The organism is Rhodococcus sp. 105337, from assembly GCF_012844225.1.
Classification (GTDB): domain Bacteria; phylum Actinomycetota; class Actinomycetes; order Mycobacteriales; family Mycobacteriaceae; genus Rhodococcus.
Window position 1 is genome coordinate 316,978 of record NZ_JABAGQ010000002.1, and the last position, 18,813, is coordinate 335,790.

An 18,813-nucleotide genomic window follows, 5' to 3' on the forward strand; every position below is an offset into this window, starting at 1 on the left:
CACATTAGCGTCACCGGAGCCGTGCTGCGAGACGACCGCGCGATACGGTGCGGGACGAGGCCACGCGCATGCACACGGCAGTGTCGTCGGCCGTCGAACACGGAGGCAGCAGGTGAACGGGATCCTCGTCGTATCCGCAACGAAGTCGGAGGCACTGCACGTTCCGGAACGGTACGACACGCTGATCACGGGCATAGGGAAGGTCACCGCGGCCGTTGCGGTGACGGCCGCGCTCGCGCGCTATCCGGAGGGCCGCAGACCGCTGGTCGTCAACATCGGAACCGCCGGCGCCCTGCGGAGTGCGCACGGCGGGCTCTATCTTCCTTCCACCGTCATCAACCACGACATCAGCAGCGAGGTGTTGCGCAGTCTCGGGCACCCGGTGGCCGACACGCTCACCTTCGAGGACGGAGACGGAACGATCCTCGCGACGGGGGATTCGTTCGTTTCCGACGCCGAGGTCCGCGATGCGCTGGCCGCCCGCGCGGACCTCGTCGACATGGAGGGCTTCGCGATCGCCTCCGCGTCGGCACACATGGGAGCGTCCTGCAGGCTCGTCAAGCACGTGAGCGATCACGCGGACGAAACGGCGATGGACTGGCCGAAGCAGATCGACAACAGCGCGCGGGTGCTCGCGGAATGGCTCGTGGACATGTACTGACGGCACCGCTGCCGTCGCGGGTCAGCGGTCGGCGGACTGCTCGACGAGAGTGACCCGGAGGTTGTCCGTCGCGAGCGTGAGCACATCTCCGTCCAGATGCCACCGCGGCCGAGCGGCGAAGAGTTTCTGCACCCACCGGTCGGCCTCGTCGAGCGGGGGCGGGCACGCCATCATCGTGGTGGCGAGGCCATCGGCTTGCACCACCCCGCCGGAGAAGTCCGCAGTGCCCATCATCCGGTTGCACCCTGCGTACGCGGCCACGCGTTCGCGAGCCGGGAAGGCGAGGGTGAACGGGCCCCCGCCCGGGATGGGAGCGCCGACGACCTCGGTGGATACGAAGTCGCGGCCCACGAGATCGGACGCCGAGGGCGCCGTTGCGCCGGTGTCGCACGCACAGAGCAGTCCGCCGAGGGTGAGGACGACGAACGCGCGGAGGGCACCGGTCATGGGGCTCACCGTACCCGGCGGGAACTACCGGTCGACGGGACGCGCGACGCGTCGCGCGAGGTCGGACCAGGCCTGGGCGAGACGCTCGAGGGGATAACCGAGGTCGCGCCACTGATGGAGTACGAGAGACGCATCGAGCGGTGCCAGCAGGGCCTGGGCGAGGACCGGGAGGTCGCCGCCTGTTCCCGCCGCCCGTAGGAGGGTCTGCACGTGGGTGAGCGACACGGTGCGCGCCGGTGCCGAGAACCGCACGCCGCCGCCTGCGGCCTCGGCGGCCCGGAGCAGTTCACCCTGCACGTCGACGAGTGCGATGCGCGCTCGGCCGAAGGCGATGAGCCGTTCGACCGGATCCGCGCCCGGTCCGAGCGGCGGGGGACCGAAGAGAAATGCCTGCTGTAGTTCGCGCTCGCTGTGGTCGAGCAGCGCCTGCATGAGACCGGCGCGGGATCCGAAGCGCCGGAAGACCGTTCCCTTACCGACACCCGCTTTCGCTGCGACGGCGTCCATCGTGATCGCGTCGGCGCCGTGCTCGGCGACGAGCACGGACGCGGCGTCGAGCAGGCGCTTCCGGTTGCGCGCCGCGTCGCCGCGTTCTGCGGGGCCGTCGTCGACCAGCCACAGCGGGTGAGTGTTCACAAGGTCACATTCTACCGTCGCGGGAATGAAAGTGGACCGCGGTCCGTTTATGATTGCGGAATCAACCAACTCGATCGAAGGATGTACCTCATGGCTCAGACTCGAGTCCTCGCCCTCGTCGGAAGCCTCCGCTCCGCCGCTGTCACCCGCCAGCTCGCCGAGACCGCTGCCACTGTGGCCCCCGAGGGCGTCGAGGTGAGCATCCACGAAGGCCTCGCCGACGTGCCGTTCTACAACGAAGACCTCGACGGCGAGACCGTGCCCGCCGCTGCTGTCGCCCTCCGTGAGGCTGTCGCCGGCGTCGACGCGGTCCTGTTCCTGACCCCGGAATACAACGGATCGACCTCGGGCGTCCTCAAGAATGCGATCGACTGGCTCTCGCGCCCCTACGGCGCCGGTGCGCTGTCGGGCAAGCCGGTGGCCGTCGTCAGCGCGTCGCCGAGCGGCAACGCCGCGAAGTGGGCACTCGAGGACACTGTCAAGGCTGTCGGGATCGCCGGCGGCACGGTCGCCGAAGGGGCTTCCCTCTCGGTCGGCGGCACCTTCGGAAAGTTCGGCGACGCACACGCCAAGGAGCATGCCGAGACGGCCACCGAGATCGCCGGCGTCGTCGACGCGCTCGTGAATGCCACCAAGGAACTCGTCGAGGCCTGACGGACCCGAGGTCCGACAGACGTTCGCGTCGCCGCCCGCCGTCCACCCGGGTGCGACGCGACGACCGGCCCCGGTCCCGCATCAGCGGGACCGGGGCTGTTGCGTCTCCGGTAGCTGCCGAGACCGGATTCGAAAGACCCCGGCATCGAGAGACCTCCGACGGCGGGATTGGAGTCGCGGCGGACGGGGAATGCCCGGACGACAGCCCACCGTCGGGAGGACGACCCATGGCATCCGAGACCGCCGACGCGGGCACGGCTCCGCCCGGCCTGCACGAACACTCCGTCACCTTCAGGGTCGACGGCACCGAACGACACTGCACCGTCGATGCCGGCACCACCGTGCTCGACGCCCTCCGCGACCGCCTCGGCGTCACCTCGCCCAAGAAGGGATGTGACCTCGGCCAGTGTGGCTCGTGCACCGTCCTTCTCGACGGACGGCGCAGGGTCACGTGCCTTGCGCTCGCCGTCGCACACGACGGTGCCGAGATCGTCACCGCGGCGGGCTTGGCCGCCGACGGACCGCACCCCCTGCAAGAGCGCTTCCTCGAGCGGGACGCCTTCCAGTGCGGGTACTGCACGCCCGGCCAGATCTGCTCGGCGATCGGCATGCTCGACGAATACGCCCAGGGCGACCCGAGCCACGTCACCGAAGAACTCGGCGTCACGCCCGACCTCGACGACGACGAGATCCGGGAGCGCATGAGCGGCAACCTGTGCCGTTGTGCCGCGTATCCCAACATCGTCGACGCGATCAGGGATGTCGCAGGGCAGGATGTCGCAGGGCAGGGGGCGACCGAATGAGGCCCCTTCGCTACGAACGACCGGCCGACGCCGCGACGGCGGTCGCGACCGTGCACGACAACCCGGACGCGGTGTTCCTCGCATCCGGCACCAATCTCGTCGACCACCTCAAGATCGGCGTCGCGACTCCGGGAATGCTGGTCGACATCTCGCACCTGCCGCTCGACTCGGTGGAGAGCGCCGCGGACGGAGGCCTCCGGATCGGCGCGAACGTGCGCAACAGCACGCTTGCCGTGCACCCCGACGTGCGCCGCAACTATCCGATGCTCACGCGTGCACTCCTGTCGGGAGCGTCTCCGCAACTGCGGAATGCAGCTACCACCGGCGGGAACCTCCTGCAGCGCACCCGGTGCGTGTACTTCCGCGACGTATCCACACCGTGCAACAAGCGTGAACCGGGCAGCGGGTGCTCGGCGCTGGGCGGATACACCCGCTACCACGCGGTGCTCGGCGCCTCGGAGGACTGCGTTGCGACACACCCGTCGGATATGGCGGTGGCCATGCTCGCCCTCGATGCGGAGGTTCTCGTTCTGGGCCCGGACGGGGAGCGCACCGTTCCGCTCGAAGAGTTCTATCGCCTGCCGGGCGACCGGCCCGACCTCGATACCACCCTCGACCGCGACGAACTCGTTGTCGGCGTGCATCTTCCGCCGCCGCAGACCACCGTGGCGACGTATCGCAAGGTCCGCGACCGCGCGTCCTACGCGTTCGCCCTGGTCTCGGTCGCTGCCGAACTGACCGTTTCGGGCGGCACGATCACCGGGTGCCGCATCGCCTTCGGCGGGGTCGCGCACCGGCCGTGGCGCGCACACCGCACCGAAGCCGCTCTTCTCGGAGAGCGCCCGGGGGAGGACCTGTTCGCGCGGGCGGCCGATGCGGAACTGGTCGATGCCCGGGCACTCGACGGCAACGCTTTCAAGATCCCCCTGCTCCGCCGCACGCTCGCCGCCGTGCTCCGCGACCTCGCCGGACTCCACGACGAAGGGGTATCCGCATGACACACAGCGCCACCCGTGCCGTGGGCACATCCACCACCCGGGTCGACGGGCCGCAGAAGGTCGCCGGCACCGCGCCCTACTCCTACGAGCACCCCGTACCCGATCCCGCCTATCTTGTGCCTCTGGTGTCGACGATCGCGCGGGGGACGGTGGACCGCATCGACACCGCTGCCGCCGAGGCGGTCCCCGGTGTCATCACGGTGCTCACCCCATGGAACGCACCCCGCCTCACCGACGAGGCCGAGGGTGAATACGTCGTGCTGCAGAACCCCGACGTGCTTTTCCGGGGTCAGCTCATCGGTGCGGTCGTGGCCGAGAGTCCGGAAGCCGCGCGGTACGCGTGCGAGCTGCTGTCGGTGGAGTACACGAGCACCGATCACGACGCCCGCTTCCGGCCCGACCACCCCGACGCCTACAAGCCGGAGACGGCCAACGGGGGATATCCGCCCGACTCCGAGCGGGGTGACGCGGACGGGGCGATCGCCGCTGCCGACGTGGTGATCGACGAGTGGTACTCCACCCCCGAAGAGCACAACAACCCGCTCGAACCTCATACGGTCGTCGCGCTCTGGGACGGGGAAACCCTCACCCTCTATACCTCCACGCAGCATCCGCACGGGGTCGTCTCGGCACTCGCACCTGCCCTCGGCCTCGACTCCTCGACCATGCGGGTGGTCTGCCCGTACATCGGGGGCGGCTTCGGATCGAAGGGCGGACCCCACGCGCACGACGTGCTCGGTGCGCTCGCCGCCAAGGCGGTGCCCGGCCGCGCGGTGAAGTTCGCCGTCTCCCGGCACGACATGTTCGGGTATGTCGGGTACCGCTCGCCGACGGCCTCGCGCGTCCGGCTCGCAGCCCGCAGCGACGGCCGGCTCACCGGCATCGTGCACGAGGCCTACGTCCAGAGTTCCCATGTCACCGAGTTCGTCGAACAGGCCGCCGTGCCGCTGCGGAATCTGTACGACGCGGCGAACGTGCGCACGTCCCATCGGGCCATCCCCCTCGATGTGCCGGCACCGTTCTGGATGCGGGCGCCCGGTGAAGCACCCGGCATGTTCGCCGGCGAGGTGGCGATGGACGAACTCGCGGTGGCATGCGGGATCGACCCCGTCGAACTGCGCATTCGCAACGAACCGGAGTCCGACCCCGAGACCGGGAAACCCTGGTCGTCGCGCCGGCTCGTCGAATGCCTCCGCGAAGGCGCGGAGCGATTCGGCTGGGATCCGTCCGATCGGTCGCCGGGAACACGCAGCGACGGGCGGTGGCTCACCGGCACCGGCGTCGCGGTCGCGACCTACCCCCACATGGTCAAGCCCGGTTCGACAGCCTCGATCGGGTACCGCGGAAACGGACGGTTCCAGGTCCGGATCGGGGCGGCGGACCTCGGCACGGGTGCGTGGACCGCGCTGACCCTCATCGCGGCGGACGCGCTGGATGTGGCCGCGGAACAGATCGATCTCGAACTCGGCGACAGCGCGCTGCCCTTCGGGACCGTCGCGGGCGGTTCCTCGGGCACGTCGTCGTGGGGCAACGCCATCGTGGCGGCGGCCGGAACGTTCCGGACCCGATTCGGGGACTCTCCGGAGCCGGGAGACGAGGCGTCCGCGACAGCGGGCGAGAACGCCGACCTCGAGAGCTACACCGCCGCCTCGTTCGGCGCGCACTTCGTCGAAGTCCGAGTCGATCGCGACACCGGCGAGATCCGGGTGCCGCGCATGTTCGGCATGTTCTCGGTCGGACGCGTCGTCAATCCGCGCACCGCCCGTTCGCAGTTCATCGGCGGCATGTCGTTCGGTATCTCCATGGCACTGTTCGAGGAGAGCATTCGCGACCCGCGGTTCGGGCACGTGCTCAACCACGATCTCGCGGAATACCACGTACCGACGCACTCGGACATCCGCAACGTGGACGCCGCATGGCTCGACGAAGACGACTTCCACGCCACGGCCGTGGGATCACGAGGCATCGGAGAGATCGGCATCGTCGGCAGCGCGGCAGCGGTCGTGAACGCGCTGTGGCATGCGACCGGGGTGCGGGTGCGGAGCCTGCCCGCCCGGCTCGACGACCTGCTGCCCGCACTGCCGTAACGGGCGCGCCACCGGCACCCCGCGAGGGTGTCGGTGGGTGGCGTCACACTGTGCTCGGGGCCATGGTCGGCGCGCCCCGCCGCGACACGCCGTACGGGCCCCTGAACGTGCATGTCGGCGAGGTGCGACCTGGGAATATCACACCTGTAACTCACAAGATCCTGGGTTCTGTGTATCTGTCGGACACAAGGTGTAGTGTCTAGACCGCTGGAGGGCCCAAGGGTCGCCGGTCTCTCGGGGAAGTGAGATCGGGCGGATTCGGTGGGCATTCGAGCACCGCGCAGCAGTCAGTCGTCAGGCCGTCACGGCCATCGTGAACTAAGGGGCACCCATGAACATCACCGTCTACACAAAGCCTGCCTGCGTCCAGTGCAATGCCACCTACCGTGCCCTCGACAAGGCCGGCATCGAGTACGACGTCGTCGACATCACCGAGAACCCGGAAGCCCGCGACTACGTGATGGCGCTGGGCTACCTCCAGGCTCCCGTCGTCGTCGCCGGTGACGATCACTGGGCCGGTTTCCGTCCCGATCGCATCAAGGCGCTCACGGTCGCAGCCTGAGTGTTCGTGTCGTCCGCTTCCGCGGACCGGTCGCAGTCCGCTGCGGCAGTAGTTCTTTGCCCGACCGAGCCGGTCTTCGCAATCGATTGAAGAGTGGTGAACACCGATGACCTCGCAGGGTCCGTCCCCGGGTACGTCGCTGGTGTACTTCTCGAGTACATCGGAGAACACCCACCGGTTCGTGCAGAAGCTCGGGATCCCGGCGACGCGGATCCCGCTGCACGACCGTGAGGGCACCTTCGAAGTGCAGGAGCCGTACGTGCTGGTGGTGCCCACCTACGGGGGCGGCACCACCGCCACCGGGCGCGACACGCATTACGTTCCCAAGCAGGTCATCCGGTTCCTCAACAACGAGCACAACCGCGGCCTGATCCGGGGCGTGATCGCGGCGGGGAACACCAACTTCGGAGAGTCGTACTGTTTCGCGGGCGACATCATCTCGCGGAAGTGTCAGGTGCCCTATCTGTATCGATTCGAGCTGATGGGCACGACAGACGATGTCGAGCGTGTCCGAGCCGGGCTCGCCCACTTCTGGGAATCGGAGCTGCAAACCGCATAGGCCGCACCGCCGCGCCCCGAAATCTATGGGGCACACCGTCATTCGTATCCATTTCGACGCGCGTCGCACACGTGACAGCGCGGCCACGTTCCTTTATTCGATAGGTGGGGACAGCACTGTGACCATTACCGATCCCGATCCCGTCAAGAGCCCGAAGCTCGACGAGTCGCTCAAGGGTCTCGACTACCACGCGCTCAACGCCATGCTGAACCTGTACGGCCCGAACGGCGAGATCCAGTTCGACAAGGATGTCGCCGCGGCGCGCCAGTACTTCCTTCAGCACGTCAACCAGAACACCGTCTTCTTCCACAACCTCGACGAGAAGCTCGACTACCTCGTGGAGGAGAACTATTACGAGCCCGAGGTCCTCGACAAGTACTCGCGGCCGTTCGTCAAGACGCTGTTCCAGCACGCGTACGCGCAGAAGTTCCGCTTCCCGACCTTCCTCGGCGCGTTCAAGTACTACACGTCGTACACGCTCAAGACGTTCGACGGAAAGCGCTACCTCGAGCGCTTCGAAGATCGCGTGTGCATGGTGGCGCTGACGCTCGCCGACGGTGACGAGATCCTCGCGACGCACCTCGTCGACGAGATCATCTCCGGGCGTTTCCAGCCCGCCACCCCCACGTTCCTCAACTCCGGCAAGAAGCAGCGCGGCGAACCGGTCTCCTGCTTCCTGCTCCGCATCGAGGACAACATGGAGTCGATCGGCCGCGCGATCAACTCGGCGCTGCAGCTGTCGAAGCGCGGCGGCGGAGTTGCCCTGCTGCTGACCAACATTCGTGAGCACGGCGCGCCGATCAAGAAGATCGAGAACCAGTCCTCCGGCGTCATCCCCATCATGAAGCTGCTCGAGGACTCCTTCTCGTACGCGAATCAGCTCGGTGCCCGTCAGGGCGCGGGCGCGGTGTACCTGCACGCCCACCACCCCGACATCTACCGCTTCCTCGACACCAAGCGTGAGAACGCCGACGAGAAGATCCGCATCAAGACGCTCTCCCTCGGCGTCGTGATCCCGGACATCACGTTCGAGCTGGCGAAGCGGAACGAGGACATGTACCTGTTCTCGCCGTACGACGTCGAGCGCATCTACGGCAAGCCGTTCGCCGACATCGACGTCACCGAGAAGTACTACGAGATGGTCGACGACAAGCGGATCCGCAAGTCAAAGATCAAGGCGCGCGAGTTCTTCCAGACGGTCGCCGAGCTGCAGTTCGAGTCCGGCTACCCGTACGTCATGTTCGAGGACACGGTGAACCGCGCGAACCCGATCGCCGGCAAGATCACCCACTCGAACCTGTGCTCGGAGATTCTGCAGGTGTCCACGCCGTCGACCTACAACGACGACCTGTCCTACAGCCATGTCGGCAAGGACATCTCCTGCAACCTCGGTTCGCTCAACATCGCCAAGACCATGGATTCGCCGGACTTCGCGCGCACCATCGAGGTCGCGATCCGCGGGCTCACGGCGGTGTCCGACCAGACGCACATCAATTCGGTCCCGTCGATCGAGCAGGGAAACAACGATTCCCACGCGATCGGCCTCGGGCAGATGAACCTGCACGGCTACCTCGCCCGCGAGCGGATCTACTACGGCTCCGACGAGGGCATCGACTTCACGAACATCTACTTCTACACGGTGTTGTTCCACGCACTGCGTGCCTCGAACAAGCTCGCCATCGAGCGGGGCTCGTACTTCAAGGGCTTCCCCGAGTCGAAGTACGCGTCGGGTGAGTTCTTCGACAAGTACACCGACCAGACGTGGGAGCCGGCCACCGAGCGGGTGCGTCAGCTGTTCACCGAGTCGGGTGTGGAGATCCCCACGCAGGACGACTGGCGGCAGCTGAAGGCGTCGGTGCAGCAGCACGGTATCTACAACCAGAACCTGCAGGCCGTGCCGCCGACCGGCTCGATCTCGTACATCAACAACTCCACGAGTTCGATCCACCCCGTCGCCTCGAAGATCGAGATCCGCAAAGAGGGCAAGATCGGCCGCGTCTACTACCCGGCTCCCTACCTGACCAACGACAACCTGGAGTACTTCCAGGACGCGTACGAAATCGGGTACGAGAAGATCGTCGACACCTACGCCGCGGCGACGCAGCACGTCGACCAGGGTCTGTCGCTCACCTTGTTCTTCAAGGACACCGCGACCACCCGCGATGTGAACAAGGCGCAGATCTACGCGTGGCGCAAGGGCATCAAGACGCTGTACTACATCCGCCTGCGGCAGATGGCGCTCGAGGGCACCGAGGTCGAGGGTTGCGTCTCCTGCATGCTGTGATCCGACTTCCCCGACACCCGTTGCACAAGAACACCGATCAGGTAGGTAACCGATGACCTCAGCACCGCACGCGCACTCGCCGGCGGACGGCCTGCGCGTCAAGCTCATCGATCGCGTCTCCGCGATCAACTGGAACCGCGTCCCCGACGAGAAGGACGCCGAGGTGTGGGATCGCCTCACCGGCAACTTCTGGCTTCCGGAGAAGGTGCCGGTGTCCAACGACATCCCGTCGTGGGGAACGCTCAACGCATACGAGCAGCAGCTCACGATGCGGGTGTTCACGGGACTGACCCTGCTCGACACCATCCAGGGCACGGTGGGCGCTGTCTCGCTGATTCCCGACGCGGTCACTCCCCACGAGGAAGCTGTCCTCACGAACATCGCGTTCATGGAGTCGGTACACGCGAAGTCGTACTCGAACATCTTCTCGACCCTGTGCTCGACGCGTGAGATCGACGACGCGTTCCGGTGGTCGGAGGACAACGTGAACCTTCAGCGCAAGGCGCAGATCGTCCTGGACTACTACAAGGGCGACAACCCGCTCAAGCGCAAGGCCGCCTCGACGCTGCTCGAGTCGTTCCTCTTCTACTCGGGCTTCTACCTGCCGATGTACTGGTCGTCGCGGGCGAAGCTGACCAACACGGCCGACATGATCCGCCTGATCATCCGTGACGAGGCCGTGCACGGCTACTACATCGGCTACAAGTACCAGAAGGGCCTCGAGAAGATCACTCAGGCCGAGCGCGACGACCTCAAGGATTGGGTCTTCGAGCTGCTCTTCGAGCTCTACGACAACGAAACCCAGTACACCGCAGACCTGTACGACGAGGCAGGCCTGACCGAGGACGTCAAGAAGTTCCTCCGGTACAACGCCAACAAGGCGCTGATGAACCTCGGGTACGAGGCGCTGTTCCCGAAGGACGAGACCGACGTGAACCCGGCTATCCTGTCGGCGCTCTCGCCGAATGCCGACGAGAACCACGACTTCTTCTCGGGTTCGGGTAGCTCCTACGTCATCGGCAAGGCTGTCGTCACCGAGGACGACGACTGGGACTTCTGACCGGATCCCTCACAGTCGGTCCCGGCGGCCGGGTGCCACGCACACAGTGCGGCGGCACCCGGCCGCCGGGCTTTCGTGGCGTCAGGGGCGGCGGAACCATGCTTCGGGGCGGCCCGCGAGAGCTTTGCCGAGCCGTAGCCGCGAGGTGTCGGTCAGCGGTTCGGGGAGAGAGTCGGGGGAGAACCACCCGACCTCGAGATTCTCGTCGTCGGCCACCCGGGCACTGCCACCCACGGCGCGCATGAGAAATGCCACATCGAGATACTGCGCTTCGTCACCGTTCGGATAGACGATCGGAGCGGTGACGTCGACGCTCGTGAGCCGGACGACTTCCGCGTCGACGCCCGTTTCCTCGTGCACTTCCCGGATCGCCGCTGCCGCAGGTTCTTCGCCTGGCTCGAGGATGCCCGAGACGACGGCCCATTTTCCGTTGTCCGCGCGGCGGGTGAGCAACACCCGGTGATCGTCGTCGACGACGACGGCGCTCACTCCGGGCAGCCACAGCGGTGCTGTGCCGACCTGGGCGCGGAGTCGGAGAACGAAGTCGGGGACCGGCATCGCGTATTCCTCTTCTATCCGGAGTAACCGTTGAGACCCACGCCGAGGTCCTCGAGGATCGCGCGCGCTGCGACGGGACCGGGTGTGGACCACACCTCGTCGGCTACGGAGAACAACCGGTTGTCGGTGACCGCGCCGAGGTCGAGCCACGGATCGGTGCGCATGATCTCGGTGCCGCGCTCGAGTCCGTCTTCGCCGTCGAATCGGACGAAGATCACATCGCCGTCCGCTGCCGCCGGATCGTCCGCGGCGAAAGCTTCGGTCGGGCGGTTGTCGACGACCCCGAACCGCTGTGCCGGCGGCCGTGCGGCGCCGAGATCTCCGACGACCTGTCCGGCGAACGACGCCGTGCCCTCTATCTCTCCACCGTCGGCGGTGAACCGCACGATCGAGGCCTGAGTCTGGGACGACACCAGTTCGCGTCCGAGGGCGGCAGCCTCGGCGGCGTAGGTGTCGAGTACCGCCTGCGCGGCGGCGTTGCGTCCCAGGGCTTCGCCGACGCGGAGGAACTGATCCCGCCAGAACACGGGATCGGAACCGACCAGCACGGTGGGGGCCACCGCGGACACCGATCGGTAGACGCTCTCGTCGGCCGCCGACCCCAGGATCAGATCGGGGCGGGCCTGCTCGATCGCGGCGACATCGGGCGCGCCCTCCGGCCCGACGGTGGGCAACTCGGAGATGCCGGTGCCGAGATACTCCGGCCTTCCGTCGGCGTCGACGGTGGCGCCCACGACACGCTCCCACAAGCCGAGTGCGCACACGGCGTCGAGCGCTGCCTCGTCGAGCACGACGATGCGCTGCGCGTCGGCCGGAACCTCGGTGACCCCGGCGGTGTGGACCATCCGCCGTGTGCCGGTCGGCGGAACGCCCGCATCCAGAGGAGACGGAAGGGCGCACGCGGTGCTGGTGTCACGGTCGATGCCGACCACGGATGCGCCGGCGATGCGGGTGGTCGTGCGCACGATGGTCGAGGCGTCGTCGTCGGCGGGGGTGGAACAACTCGCCAGTACGGTCGACGTCGCGGCAGCGATCGCGAGGGACGCGACGACTGCGCGGGACCGGTGCACAGCTAACACTTCAGACCACTCCTGACGGACGGGCTCGAACCAGGGGACGGCTCAGGCTATCTCGTGTGGCACACGCCGCCGACAGTGTCCCGCAAGCTCGTTGGGACCCGTTCCTGTGATCCGCAGCACAGGCTCTGCGGTGAGTCCCGGGCTCCATGCCAGGTAGCGTGGCGGCGAATACGACAGCGAGTAGGACCCGGCGGGCGACCGGTTTGCGGAGGGTCTACGATTCGATGAGCGCAAGCCAGAGAACGTTCGCCTCCAGCCCGAGGCCGAGCGCGCATTCAGGAGGATTAGTGACTGCCGTAGCGCCCCAGCCAGTCCCAGAGTTAGCGGTAGCGAGGCCATACCCGCCGCGGCAGGGACCCAAGGGTTCGTTCATCTACAAGATGATCACGACAACAGACCCCAAGATGCTTGGGCTCATGTACCTGGTCACCTCGTTCGCGTACTTCCTCATCGGTGGCCTGATGGCCCTGCTGATGCGTACAGAGCTCGCGGTTCCCGGTCTTCAGTTCTTGTCGAACGAACAGTTCAACCAGCTGTTCACCATGCACGGCACGATCATGCTGCTGATGTATGCGACGCCCGTGGTGTTCGCCTTCGCGAACTACATCCTGCCGTTGCAGATCGGCGCGCCCGACGTGGCGTTCCCGCGTCTGAACGCGTTCAGCTACTGGCTGTACCTGTTCGGCGCGACGATCGTCATGCTCGGCTTCGTGACCCCCGGTGGTGCCGCCGACTTCGGCTGGACCGCGTACACCCCGCTCACCAGTGAGCTGCATTCCCCGGGTGTCGGCGCGGACTTCTGGATTCTCGGTCTCGGTGTCATGGGCCTGGGCACCATCCTCGGCGCGGTCAACTTCATCACCACCGTCGTGTGCATGCGCGCTCCCGGTATGACGATGTTCCGGATGCCGATCTTCACGTGGAACATCCTGATCACCGCCCTGCTGATCCTGCTCGTGTTCCCGCTGCTGACCGCTGCGTTCTTCGGGCTGTTCGTCGACCGTCATCTCGGTGGCCACATCTACGACCCGGCTACCGGCGGTGTGCTCCTCTGGCAGCACCTGTTCTGGTTCTTCGGTCACCCCGAGGTGTACGTCATCGCGCTGCCGTTCTTCGGCATCGTCTCGGAGATCTTCCCGGTCTTCAGCCGCAAGCCGATCTTCGGTTACACCGGCCTGGTCTACGCGACGATCGCCATCGCGGCGCTGTCGATCGCGGTGTGGGCGCACCACATGTACGCCACCGGCGCCGTGCTGCTTCCGTACTTCTCGTTCATGACGTTCCTGATCGCCGTCCCGACGGGCGTGAAGTTCTTCAACTGGATCGGCACGCTGTGGAAGGGGCAATTGACCTTCGAGACACCGATGTTGTTCTCGGTCGGCTTCATCATCACGTTCCTCTTCGGTGGCCTGACCGGCGTCATCCTCGCGAGCCCGCCGCTCGACTTCCACCTGCACGACTCGTACTTCGTCGTGGCGCACTTCCACTACGTGCTCTTCGGCACCATCGTGTTCGCCACGTACGCCGGCATCTACTTCTGGTTCCCGAAGATGACGGGCCGCATGCTCGACGAGGGTCTCGGCAAGTGGCACTTCTGGCTGACCTTCGTGGGCTTCCACACCACCTTCCTGGTGCAGCACTGGCTCGGTAACGAGGGCATGCCGCGTCGCTACGCGGACTACCTGCCGTCGGACGGGTTCACCACGCTCAACACGATCTCGACCATCGGTGCGTTCGTGCTCGGTGCTTCGACCCTGCCGTTCCTGTGGAACGTGTTCAAGAGCTACCGCTACGGCCAGGTCGTCACGGTCGACGACCCGTGGGGCTTCGGTAACTCGCTCGAGTGGGCCACCTCCTGCCCGCCGCCGCGGCACAACTTCACCGAGTTGCCGCGCATCCGGTCGGAGCGCCCCGCGTTCGAACTGCACTACCCGCACATGGTCGAGAAGATGCGCGCCGAGGCGCACGTCGGACCGGGTAGCCACAAGCACAGCGTGAACGTGCTCGAAGGCGCCGACCGTACCCCCGGCGACGTCCCGCGCTCCTGATCGACCCGCTCTACGCACCGAAGCCCCGCCCGTCTCCACGGGCGGGGCTTCCGCCGTTCCGGGCCCGTACCCCGACGCGGAGCCGACCGCTCGGACTGCGACAATGGATGGGCACGTGCTGCGTCCGCACGTGCCTCGACGACAATGATCGGAGACGTTGTGGCGTCTGACAGCACGGTGCTCGTGACCGTGACCGGACCGGACCATCCTGGCGTGACCTCGGAGCTGTTCGCAGCGCTGACGAGGTATGACGTCGACCTGCTCGACGTCGAGCAGGTCGTGATCCGCGGGCAGTTGACGCTCGGCGTCCTCGTGGTCTGCCCCCGCGATGTCGAGGCGTTGCAGGACGAGGTCTCGTCGGCCATGGCCGCCATCGGCATGCGCGCCGAAGTGCAGATCGGCGTGGCGCCCGGCAGCGGCCACCCGGTGTCCACCCACGCCGTCGTCGTGCTGGGCAGTCCGTTGAGTGCGCGCGCGTTGCGGTCGGTGGGACGCACGCTCGCCGCGCAGGGCGCCAACATCGATTCCATCCGCGGCATCGCCGACTATCCCGTCACCGGACTGGAACTGATGGTCACCGCACCGGACACCGATTCGGATGCCGACTCCCGTTTGCGCAAGGCCCTCGCGGAACTCGCCGCCGGTATCGACGTGGACATCGCGGTGGAACGCGCCGGTCTCGCCCGTCGCGCGAAGCGTCTGATCGTCTTCGACGTGGACTCGACTCTGGTGCAGGGCGAGGTCATCGAGATGCTCGCTGCGCACGCGGGCGTCGAGGACAAGGTCCGCGAAGTCACCGAAGCCGCGATGCGGGGCGAGATCGATTTCGCGCAGTCGCTCGAACAACGCGTCGCCACACTCGCCGGCCTGCCCGCCAGTGTCATCGACGAAGTCGCCGATCAGATCGAACTCACCCCCGGCGCGCGCACCACCATCCGGACGCTGCGTCGGCTCGGGTTCCGCTGCGGCGTCGTCTCGGGCGGTTTCCGCCAGGTCATCGAAGGCCTCGCTCACGACCTCGAACTCGACTTCGTGCGCGCGAACACTCTCGAAATCGTCGACGGAAGGCTCACGGGCCGCGTTGTCGGCGACATCGTCGACCGTGCCGCAAAGGCGCACGCGCTCCGGGAATTCGCCGCCGAGGCGGGTGTGCCCATCGAGCAGACCGTGGCCGTCGGCGACGGTGCCAACGACATCGACATGCTCGGTGCCGCAGGGCTGGGTATCGCGTTCAACGCGAAGCCCGCGCTGCGCGAGGTCGCCGACACCGCGTTGTCCTACCCGTATCTGGACGCCGTGCTCTTCGTCCTCGGTGTCACGCGGGACGAGGTGGAAGCCGCCGACCGGGTCGACGGAACGTTGCGACGGGTACCGCTCGATCGTGGTGCCTGAACCCCATCCGATCTTCACCGACCCCGGGTTCGCGCAGCGGCACGCCGTGCTCGCCCGGGGTTACGGAGACCGGCCCGACCCGGACGACCCGGCGTCGGTGCTGGCGATGCCGATCGTTCTCCACATCCCGAAATCCGATCCGCCCGACCGGAGTTCGCTGCTCGAGGCCGCCGCAATCGCCACCGTCACACTGTGCCTGGATCCGCGGGTCGGGCCGGGCCCGGACGGAGAGCCCGGACCGTGGCAGGAACCGTTCCTCGCGTGGAACGACGCCCGGATCCGCAAGGTCAGCCGTCGTGCCCGCGGCGCGCAATGGCGTGCCGCGCAGGAGGTCCCCGGTGTCACCGTCGACCACGCCGGCGCCCAGGCGCGGGCACTGGTCCCCGGCCCGGTAGGAGCCCTCGACCCGAGGATCTCCCGGTTGCAGATCGGCGGCACCGATGTCCCGCCCGACAGTCCGCCCTCCCCGCCCGCCGGTGTTCCGGTGCTGTGGGTCGACGGAACTCTCGGTATGACGGTGGGCAAGGCCGCCGCACAGGTCGGTCACGCCTCGATGCTGCTCGCCGGCGCGATGCCGCTCGAGTCCGCGCGCCAGTGGGCGGCCGCGGGTTATCCCTGTGCCGTCCGTGAGGCGACCCCCGCGCGATGGCGCGAACTGCTCGCGCACGTCGAGAACGGATCTGCCGTCGCGGTGAAGGACGCCGGGTTCACCGAAGTCGCGCCCGGGTCGGTCACCGTCGTCGCACTGGCAGAGTGACCGTCGCGACGACAGCGACGCCGCACCGCGTCATCCCGGCGTGGACCCGTGGTGGTCGGAGCCGGAGTGCGTTGGGTCCGTGGGTATTTCGTCTCGCAGTGCGGTTCGGAACACCAGTACGGCCGGACCGGGCAGCGTAAACTCGGTGCCCACCGGGTGAGGCGCATCGTCGACGGGTGAGCCGTCGACAGTGCTCGAGTCGAAGACACACATGATGTCGCCGCGATACCACTCCGGCCCACCCAGCGTCAGGGTCGCGGCGCCCCCGGCGTGCAGAACGAACAGACCACTGCTGTCGGGGAGCCGTATCCCCGCGCGGGTGGTGGTGCCCAGCCCCGATCCGTCGACCCACCCTTGAAGGGTGCGGCGGCTCTCGTCGTGCCAGCCCGCGTAGTCGAGTTCGGTGCCGTCGATCCCGAACCACACCAGGTCGGGGTGGCCGTCGGTCCTCGCCCGCCCGTCGAAGAACCGTCGCCGCCGTAGCACCGGCACGACGTTCCGGAGCCGGAGAAGCCCGCGCACGTACGCGAGCCGGTCGAGGTCGGCGTCTTCCCAGTCCAACGGCCACGCGTCGGGTACCGGTACATCCTCCGGAACGCAGTACGCGTTGTTGTTGCCGTGCTGGGTGTGACCGAGTTCGTCCCCGGCGAGCAGCATCGGTGTCCCGGTCGAGAGCAGCAGCGTCGCGAGCAGCGCGCGGACGTGCCGGTCGCGCGCGGCGACGATCTCCACGTCGTCGGTGGGACCTTCCACCCCGTGGTCGACCGATTCGTTGTGGTCGGAGCCGTCGCGGCCGTCCTCACCGTTCGCCTCGTTGCGCTTGTGCCGGTACGACACGAGGTCGGTGAGCGTGAATCCGTCGTGCGCGGTGATGTAGTTGACCGACATCGCGGGCTGCCGCTGATCCCGCCGGAACAGATCCTCCGAGCCGGTGAGCCTCGAGGCGAGTTCGCGCACACCCGAGTGCCCCGCCCAGAAGCGGCGCGCCGTGTCGCGGTACTTGTCGTTCCATTCGGCCCACTGCACACCGAAGCGTCCCAACTGGTAACCGTGCCCGGTCGCGTCCCACGGCTCGGCGATGAGTTTGAGGTCGGTGAGCACCGGGTCGGTGGTGATCGCGGTGAGCAGAGCCCCGCGCGGGTCGAACGCACCACCGCGCGGCCGCGCCAGCGCGCTCGCGAGGTCGAACCGGAACCCGTCCACACCCATCTCCTGCGCCCAGTACCGCAGGCTGTCGCACACCATCCGGACGGCGATGGGGGAGGAACCGTCGATCGTGTTGCCGCAGCCGGTGAGGTCGATGTCGTGACCGTGGTGGTCGAGCAGGTAGTAACCGGGCGCGTCGAGGCCGCGCCACGACAGGTTCGGTCCCGCCACCGACCATTCGCACGTGTGGTTGTAGACGACATCGAGAACGACTTCGAGTCCGGCGCTGTGCAGCGCGCGGACCATCGTGCGGAACTCGGCGATCTCCTCACCCGGTGTCGCGGCGTAGGCGGGGTGCGGAGCGAAGTACGACGCGGTCGAATACCCCCAGTGATTGCGCATCCCGCGCGCCCGGACCGGGGGTTCGGTGAGAAAAGCCTGGACCGGCAGGAGTTCGACGGTGGTCACTCCGAGCTGCACGAGATGGTCGATCACCGCCGGGTGGCAGAGCCCGAGGTAGGTGCCGCGCAGATGCGGGGGTACCTGCGGATGGTGCGCGGTGTACGAACCCACGTGCAGTTCGTAGACGACGGTGTTCTCCCACGGTATGTCCGGCCGCTGCGGGGTGTCGGCGTCGGAGGCCGTCACCACCGACAGCGGCGTGTGCCCGAGTGAGTCCACAGTCGACATCGCGTCGAACGGTCCGCCGTCGTACGCGAGCAGCCTGGCTGCGTCACCCATCTCGCCCGTGATCTGTCGTCCCCACGGATCGAGAAGGATCTTGTGCGGATTGGTGCGCAGGCCGTGGCGCGGATCCCACCGCCCGTGCGCGCGATAGCCGTACCGTTGCCCCGCGCCGACACCGGGGACCACGCCGTGCCACACGCCGTAGGTGAAATCGGGGAGGTCGATGCGCTGTTCGTGCCCGTCCTCGCCGACGAGACACACCTGGACGCGGTCGCTGTGCGGGGCGTGCACGGCGAACCGGGTACCGGAACCGACAACCGTCGCGCCGAGGGGGAACGGCGACCGGTCGTGCAGGGCGGCGGACGGGACGGATTCCGAGGAGGGTGACGACACAG

General features: G+C 67.4%; 17 protein-coding genes. 12 read left to right on the plus strand and 5 right to left on the minus strand.

Annotated elements, in window-relative coordinates:
* Positions 1–112 precede the first annotated feature (112 nt).
* Positions 113–661: a nucleosidase gene (locus tag HF886_RS05215; protein ID WP_296549438.1), complete on the plus strand. Its 549-nt coding sequence runs from the start codon at positions 113–115 to the stop codon at positions 659–661.
* 21 nt (positions 662–682) lie between these two features.
* Here the strand turns inward: HF886_RS05215 and HF886_RS05220 are convergent, their stop codons facing one another.
* Both HF886_RS05220 and HF886_RS05225 read right to left on the minus strand, forming a co-directional pair.
* Complete coding sequence (locus HF886_RS05220; protein ID WP_169619682.1) at positions 683–1,108, minus strand: META domain-containing protein; 426 nt, start codon at positions 1,106–1,108, stop codon at positions 683–685.
* A 24-nt stretch (positions 1,109–1,132) separates the two neighbouring features.
* Positions 1,133–1,744, minus strand: a complete 612-nt coding sequence (locus HF886_RS05225; protein WP_346765293.1) for a TetR/AcrR family transcriptional regulator — start codon at positions 1,742–1,744, stop codon at positions 1,133–1,135.
* 90 nt (positions 1,745–1,834) lie between these two features.
* Between HF886_RS05225 and HF886_RS05230 the strand changes: the two genes are divergently transcribed.
* From HF886_RS05230 to nrdF, 8 genes are all read left to right on the plus strand, one after another.
* The gene (locus HF886_RS05230; protein WP_169619681.1) at positions 1,835–2,398 is read left to right on the plus strand and encodes an NAD(P)H-dependent oxidoreductase; all 564 of its coding nucleotides are present in this window, start codon (positions 1,835–1,837) and stop codon (positions 2,396–2,398) included.
* Between the two features lie 227 nt (positions 2,399–2,625).
* Entirely contained in the window at positions 2,626–3,201 is a 576-nt protein-coding gene (locus HF886_RS05235; RefSeq protein WP_169651735.1) for a 2Fe-2S iron-sulfur cluster-binding protein, read from the plus strand.
* Positions 3,198–4,199, plus strand: coding sequence for a xanthine dehydrogenase family protein subunit M (locus HF886_RS05240; RefSeq protein ID WP_169651736.1), 1,002 nt, complete (start codon positions 3,198–3,200; stop codon positions 4,197–4,199). Before HF886_RS05235 ends, HF886_RS05240 begins: the two co-directional genes overlap by 4 nt.
* Entirely contained in the window at positions 4,196–6,286 is a 2,091-nt protein-coding gene (locus HF886_RS05245; RefSeq protein ID WP_169619678.1) for a xanthine dehydrogenase family protein molybdopterin-binding subunit, read from the plus strand. Before HF886_RS05240 ends, HF886_RS05245 begins: the two co-directional genes overlap by 4 nt.
* A 331-nt stretch (positions 6,287–6,617) precedes the next feature.
* Positions 6,618–6,848: a redoxin NrdH gene (locus tag HF886_RS05250; protein WP_169619677.1), complete on the plus strand. Its 231-nt coding sequence runs from the start codon at positions 6,618–6,620 to the stop codon at positions 6,846–6,848.
* Between the two features lie 106 nt (positions 6,849–6,954).
* The gene (gene nrdI / locus HF886_RS05255; protein ID WP_169651737.1) at positions 6,955–7,407 is read left to right on the plus strand and encodes a class Ib ribonucleoside-diphosphate reductase assembly flavoprotein NrdI; all 453 of its coding nucleotides are present in this window, start codon (positions 6,955–6,957) and stop codon (positions 7,405–7,407) included.
* Positions 7,408–7,609: 202 nt separating this feature from the next.
* Positions 7,610–9,691 carry a class 1b ribonucleoside-diphosphate reductase subunit alpha gene (gene nrdE, locus HF886_RS05260; protein ID WP_206036560.1) on the plus strand — a complete coding sequence of 694 codons (2,082 nt, stop codon included), beginning with the start codon at positions 7,610–7,612 and terminating at the stop codon, positions 9,689–9,691.
* Positions 9,692–9,743: 52 nt separating this feature from the next.
* Complete coding sequence (gene nrdF / locus HF886_RS05265; protein ID WP_169619674.1) at positions 9,744–10,751, plus strand: class 1b ribonucleoside-diphosphate reductase subunit beta; 1,008 nt, start codon at positions 9,744–9,746, stop codon at positions 10,749–10,751.
* A gap of 81 nt (positions 10,752–10,832) precedes the next feature.
* Here the strand turns inward: nrdF and HF886_RS05270 are convergent, their stop codons facing one another.
* A complete protein-coding gene (locus HF886_RS05270; RefSeq protein ID WP_169619673.1) occupies positions 10,833–11,309 on the minus strand; it encodes an NUDIX domain-containing protein in 477 nt (158 codons plus the stop codon).
* Between the two features lie 14 nt (positions 11,310–11,323).
* Positions 11,324–12,388: an ABC transporter substrate-binding protein gene (locus tag HF886_RS05275; protein ID WP_169619672.1), complete on the minus strand. Its 1,065-nt coding sequence runs from the start codon at positions 12,386–12,388 to the stop codon at positions 11,324–11,326.
* A gap of 287 nt (positions 12,389–12,675) precedes the next feature.
* Here HF886_RS05275 and ctaD point away from each other — a divergent pair, with 287 nt between their 5' ends.
* The 3 genes from ctaD (at position 12,676) to HF886_RS05290 (ending at position 16,585) form a co-directional block, all read left to right on the plus strand.
* Positions 12,676–14,436 (plus strand): cytochrome c oxidase subunit I, encoded by a 1,761-nt coding sequence (gene ctaD, locus HF886_RS05280; protein WP_169619671.1) that lies wholly within the window; start codon positions 12,676–12,678, stop codon positions 14,434–14,436.
* A gap of 144 nt (positions 14,437–14,580) precedes the next feature.
* Positions 14,581–15,828 carry a phosphoserine phosphatase SerB gene (gene serB, locus HF886_RS05285; RefSeq protein WP_169619670.1) on the plus strand — a complete coding sequence of 416 codons (1,248 nt, stop codon included), beginning with the start codon at positions 14,581–14,583 and terminating at the stop codon, positions 15,826–15,828.
* The gene (locus HF886_RS05290; RefSeq protein WP_346765047.1) at positions 15,818–16,585 is read left to right on the plus strand and encodes a peptidyl-tRNA hydrolase; all 768 of its coding nucleotides are present in this window, start codon (positions 15,818–15,820) and stop codon (positions 16,583–16,585) included. The genes serB and HF886_RS05290 overlap by 11 nt, the downstream gene beginning before the upstream one ends.
* Positions 16,586–16,615: 30 nt before the next feature.
* Here HF886_RS05290 and glgX read toward each other — a convergent pair whose 3' ends face one another.
* Positions 16,616–18,811 carry a glycogen debranching protein GlgX gene (gene glgX / locus HF886_RS05295; RefSeq protein WP_169619669.1) on the minus strand — a complete coding sequence of 732 codons (2,196 nt, stop codon included), beginning with the start codon at positions 18,809–18,811 and terminating at the stop codon, positions 16,616–16,618.
* Positions 18,812–18,813 lie beyond the last annotated feature (2 nt).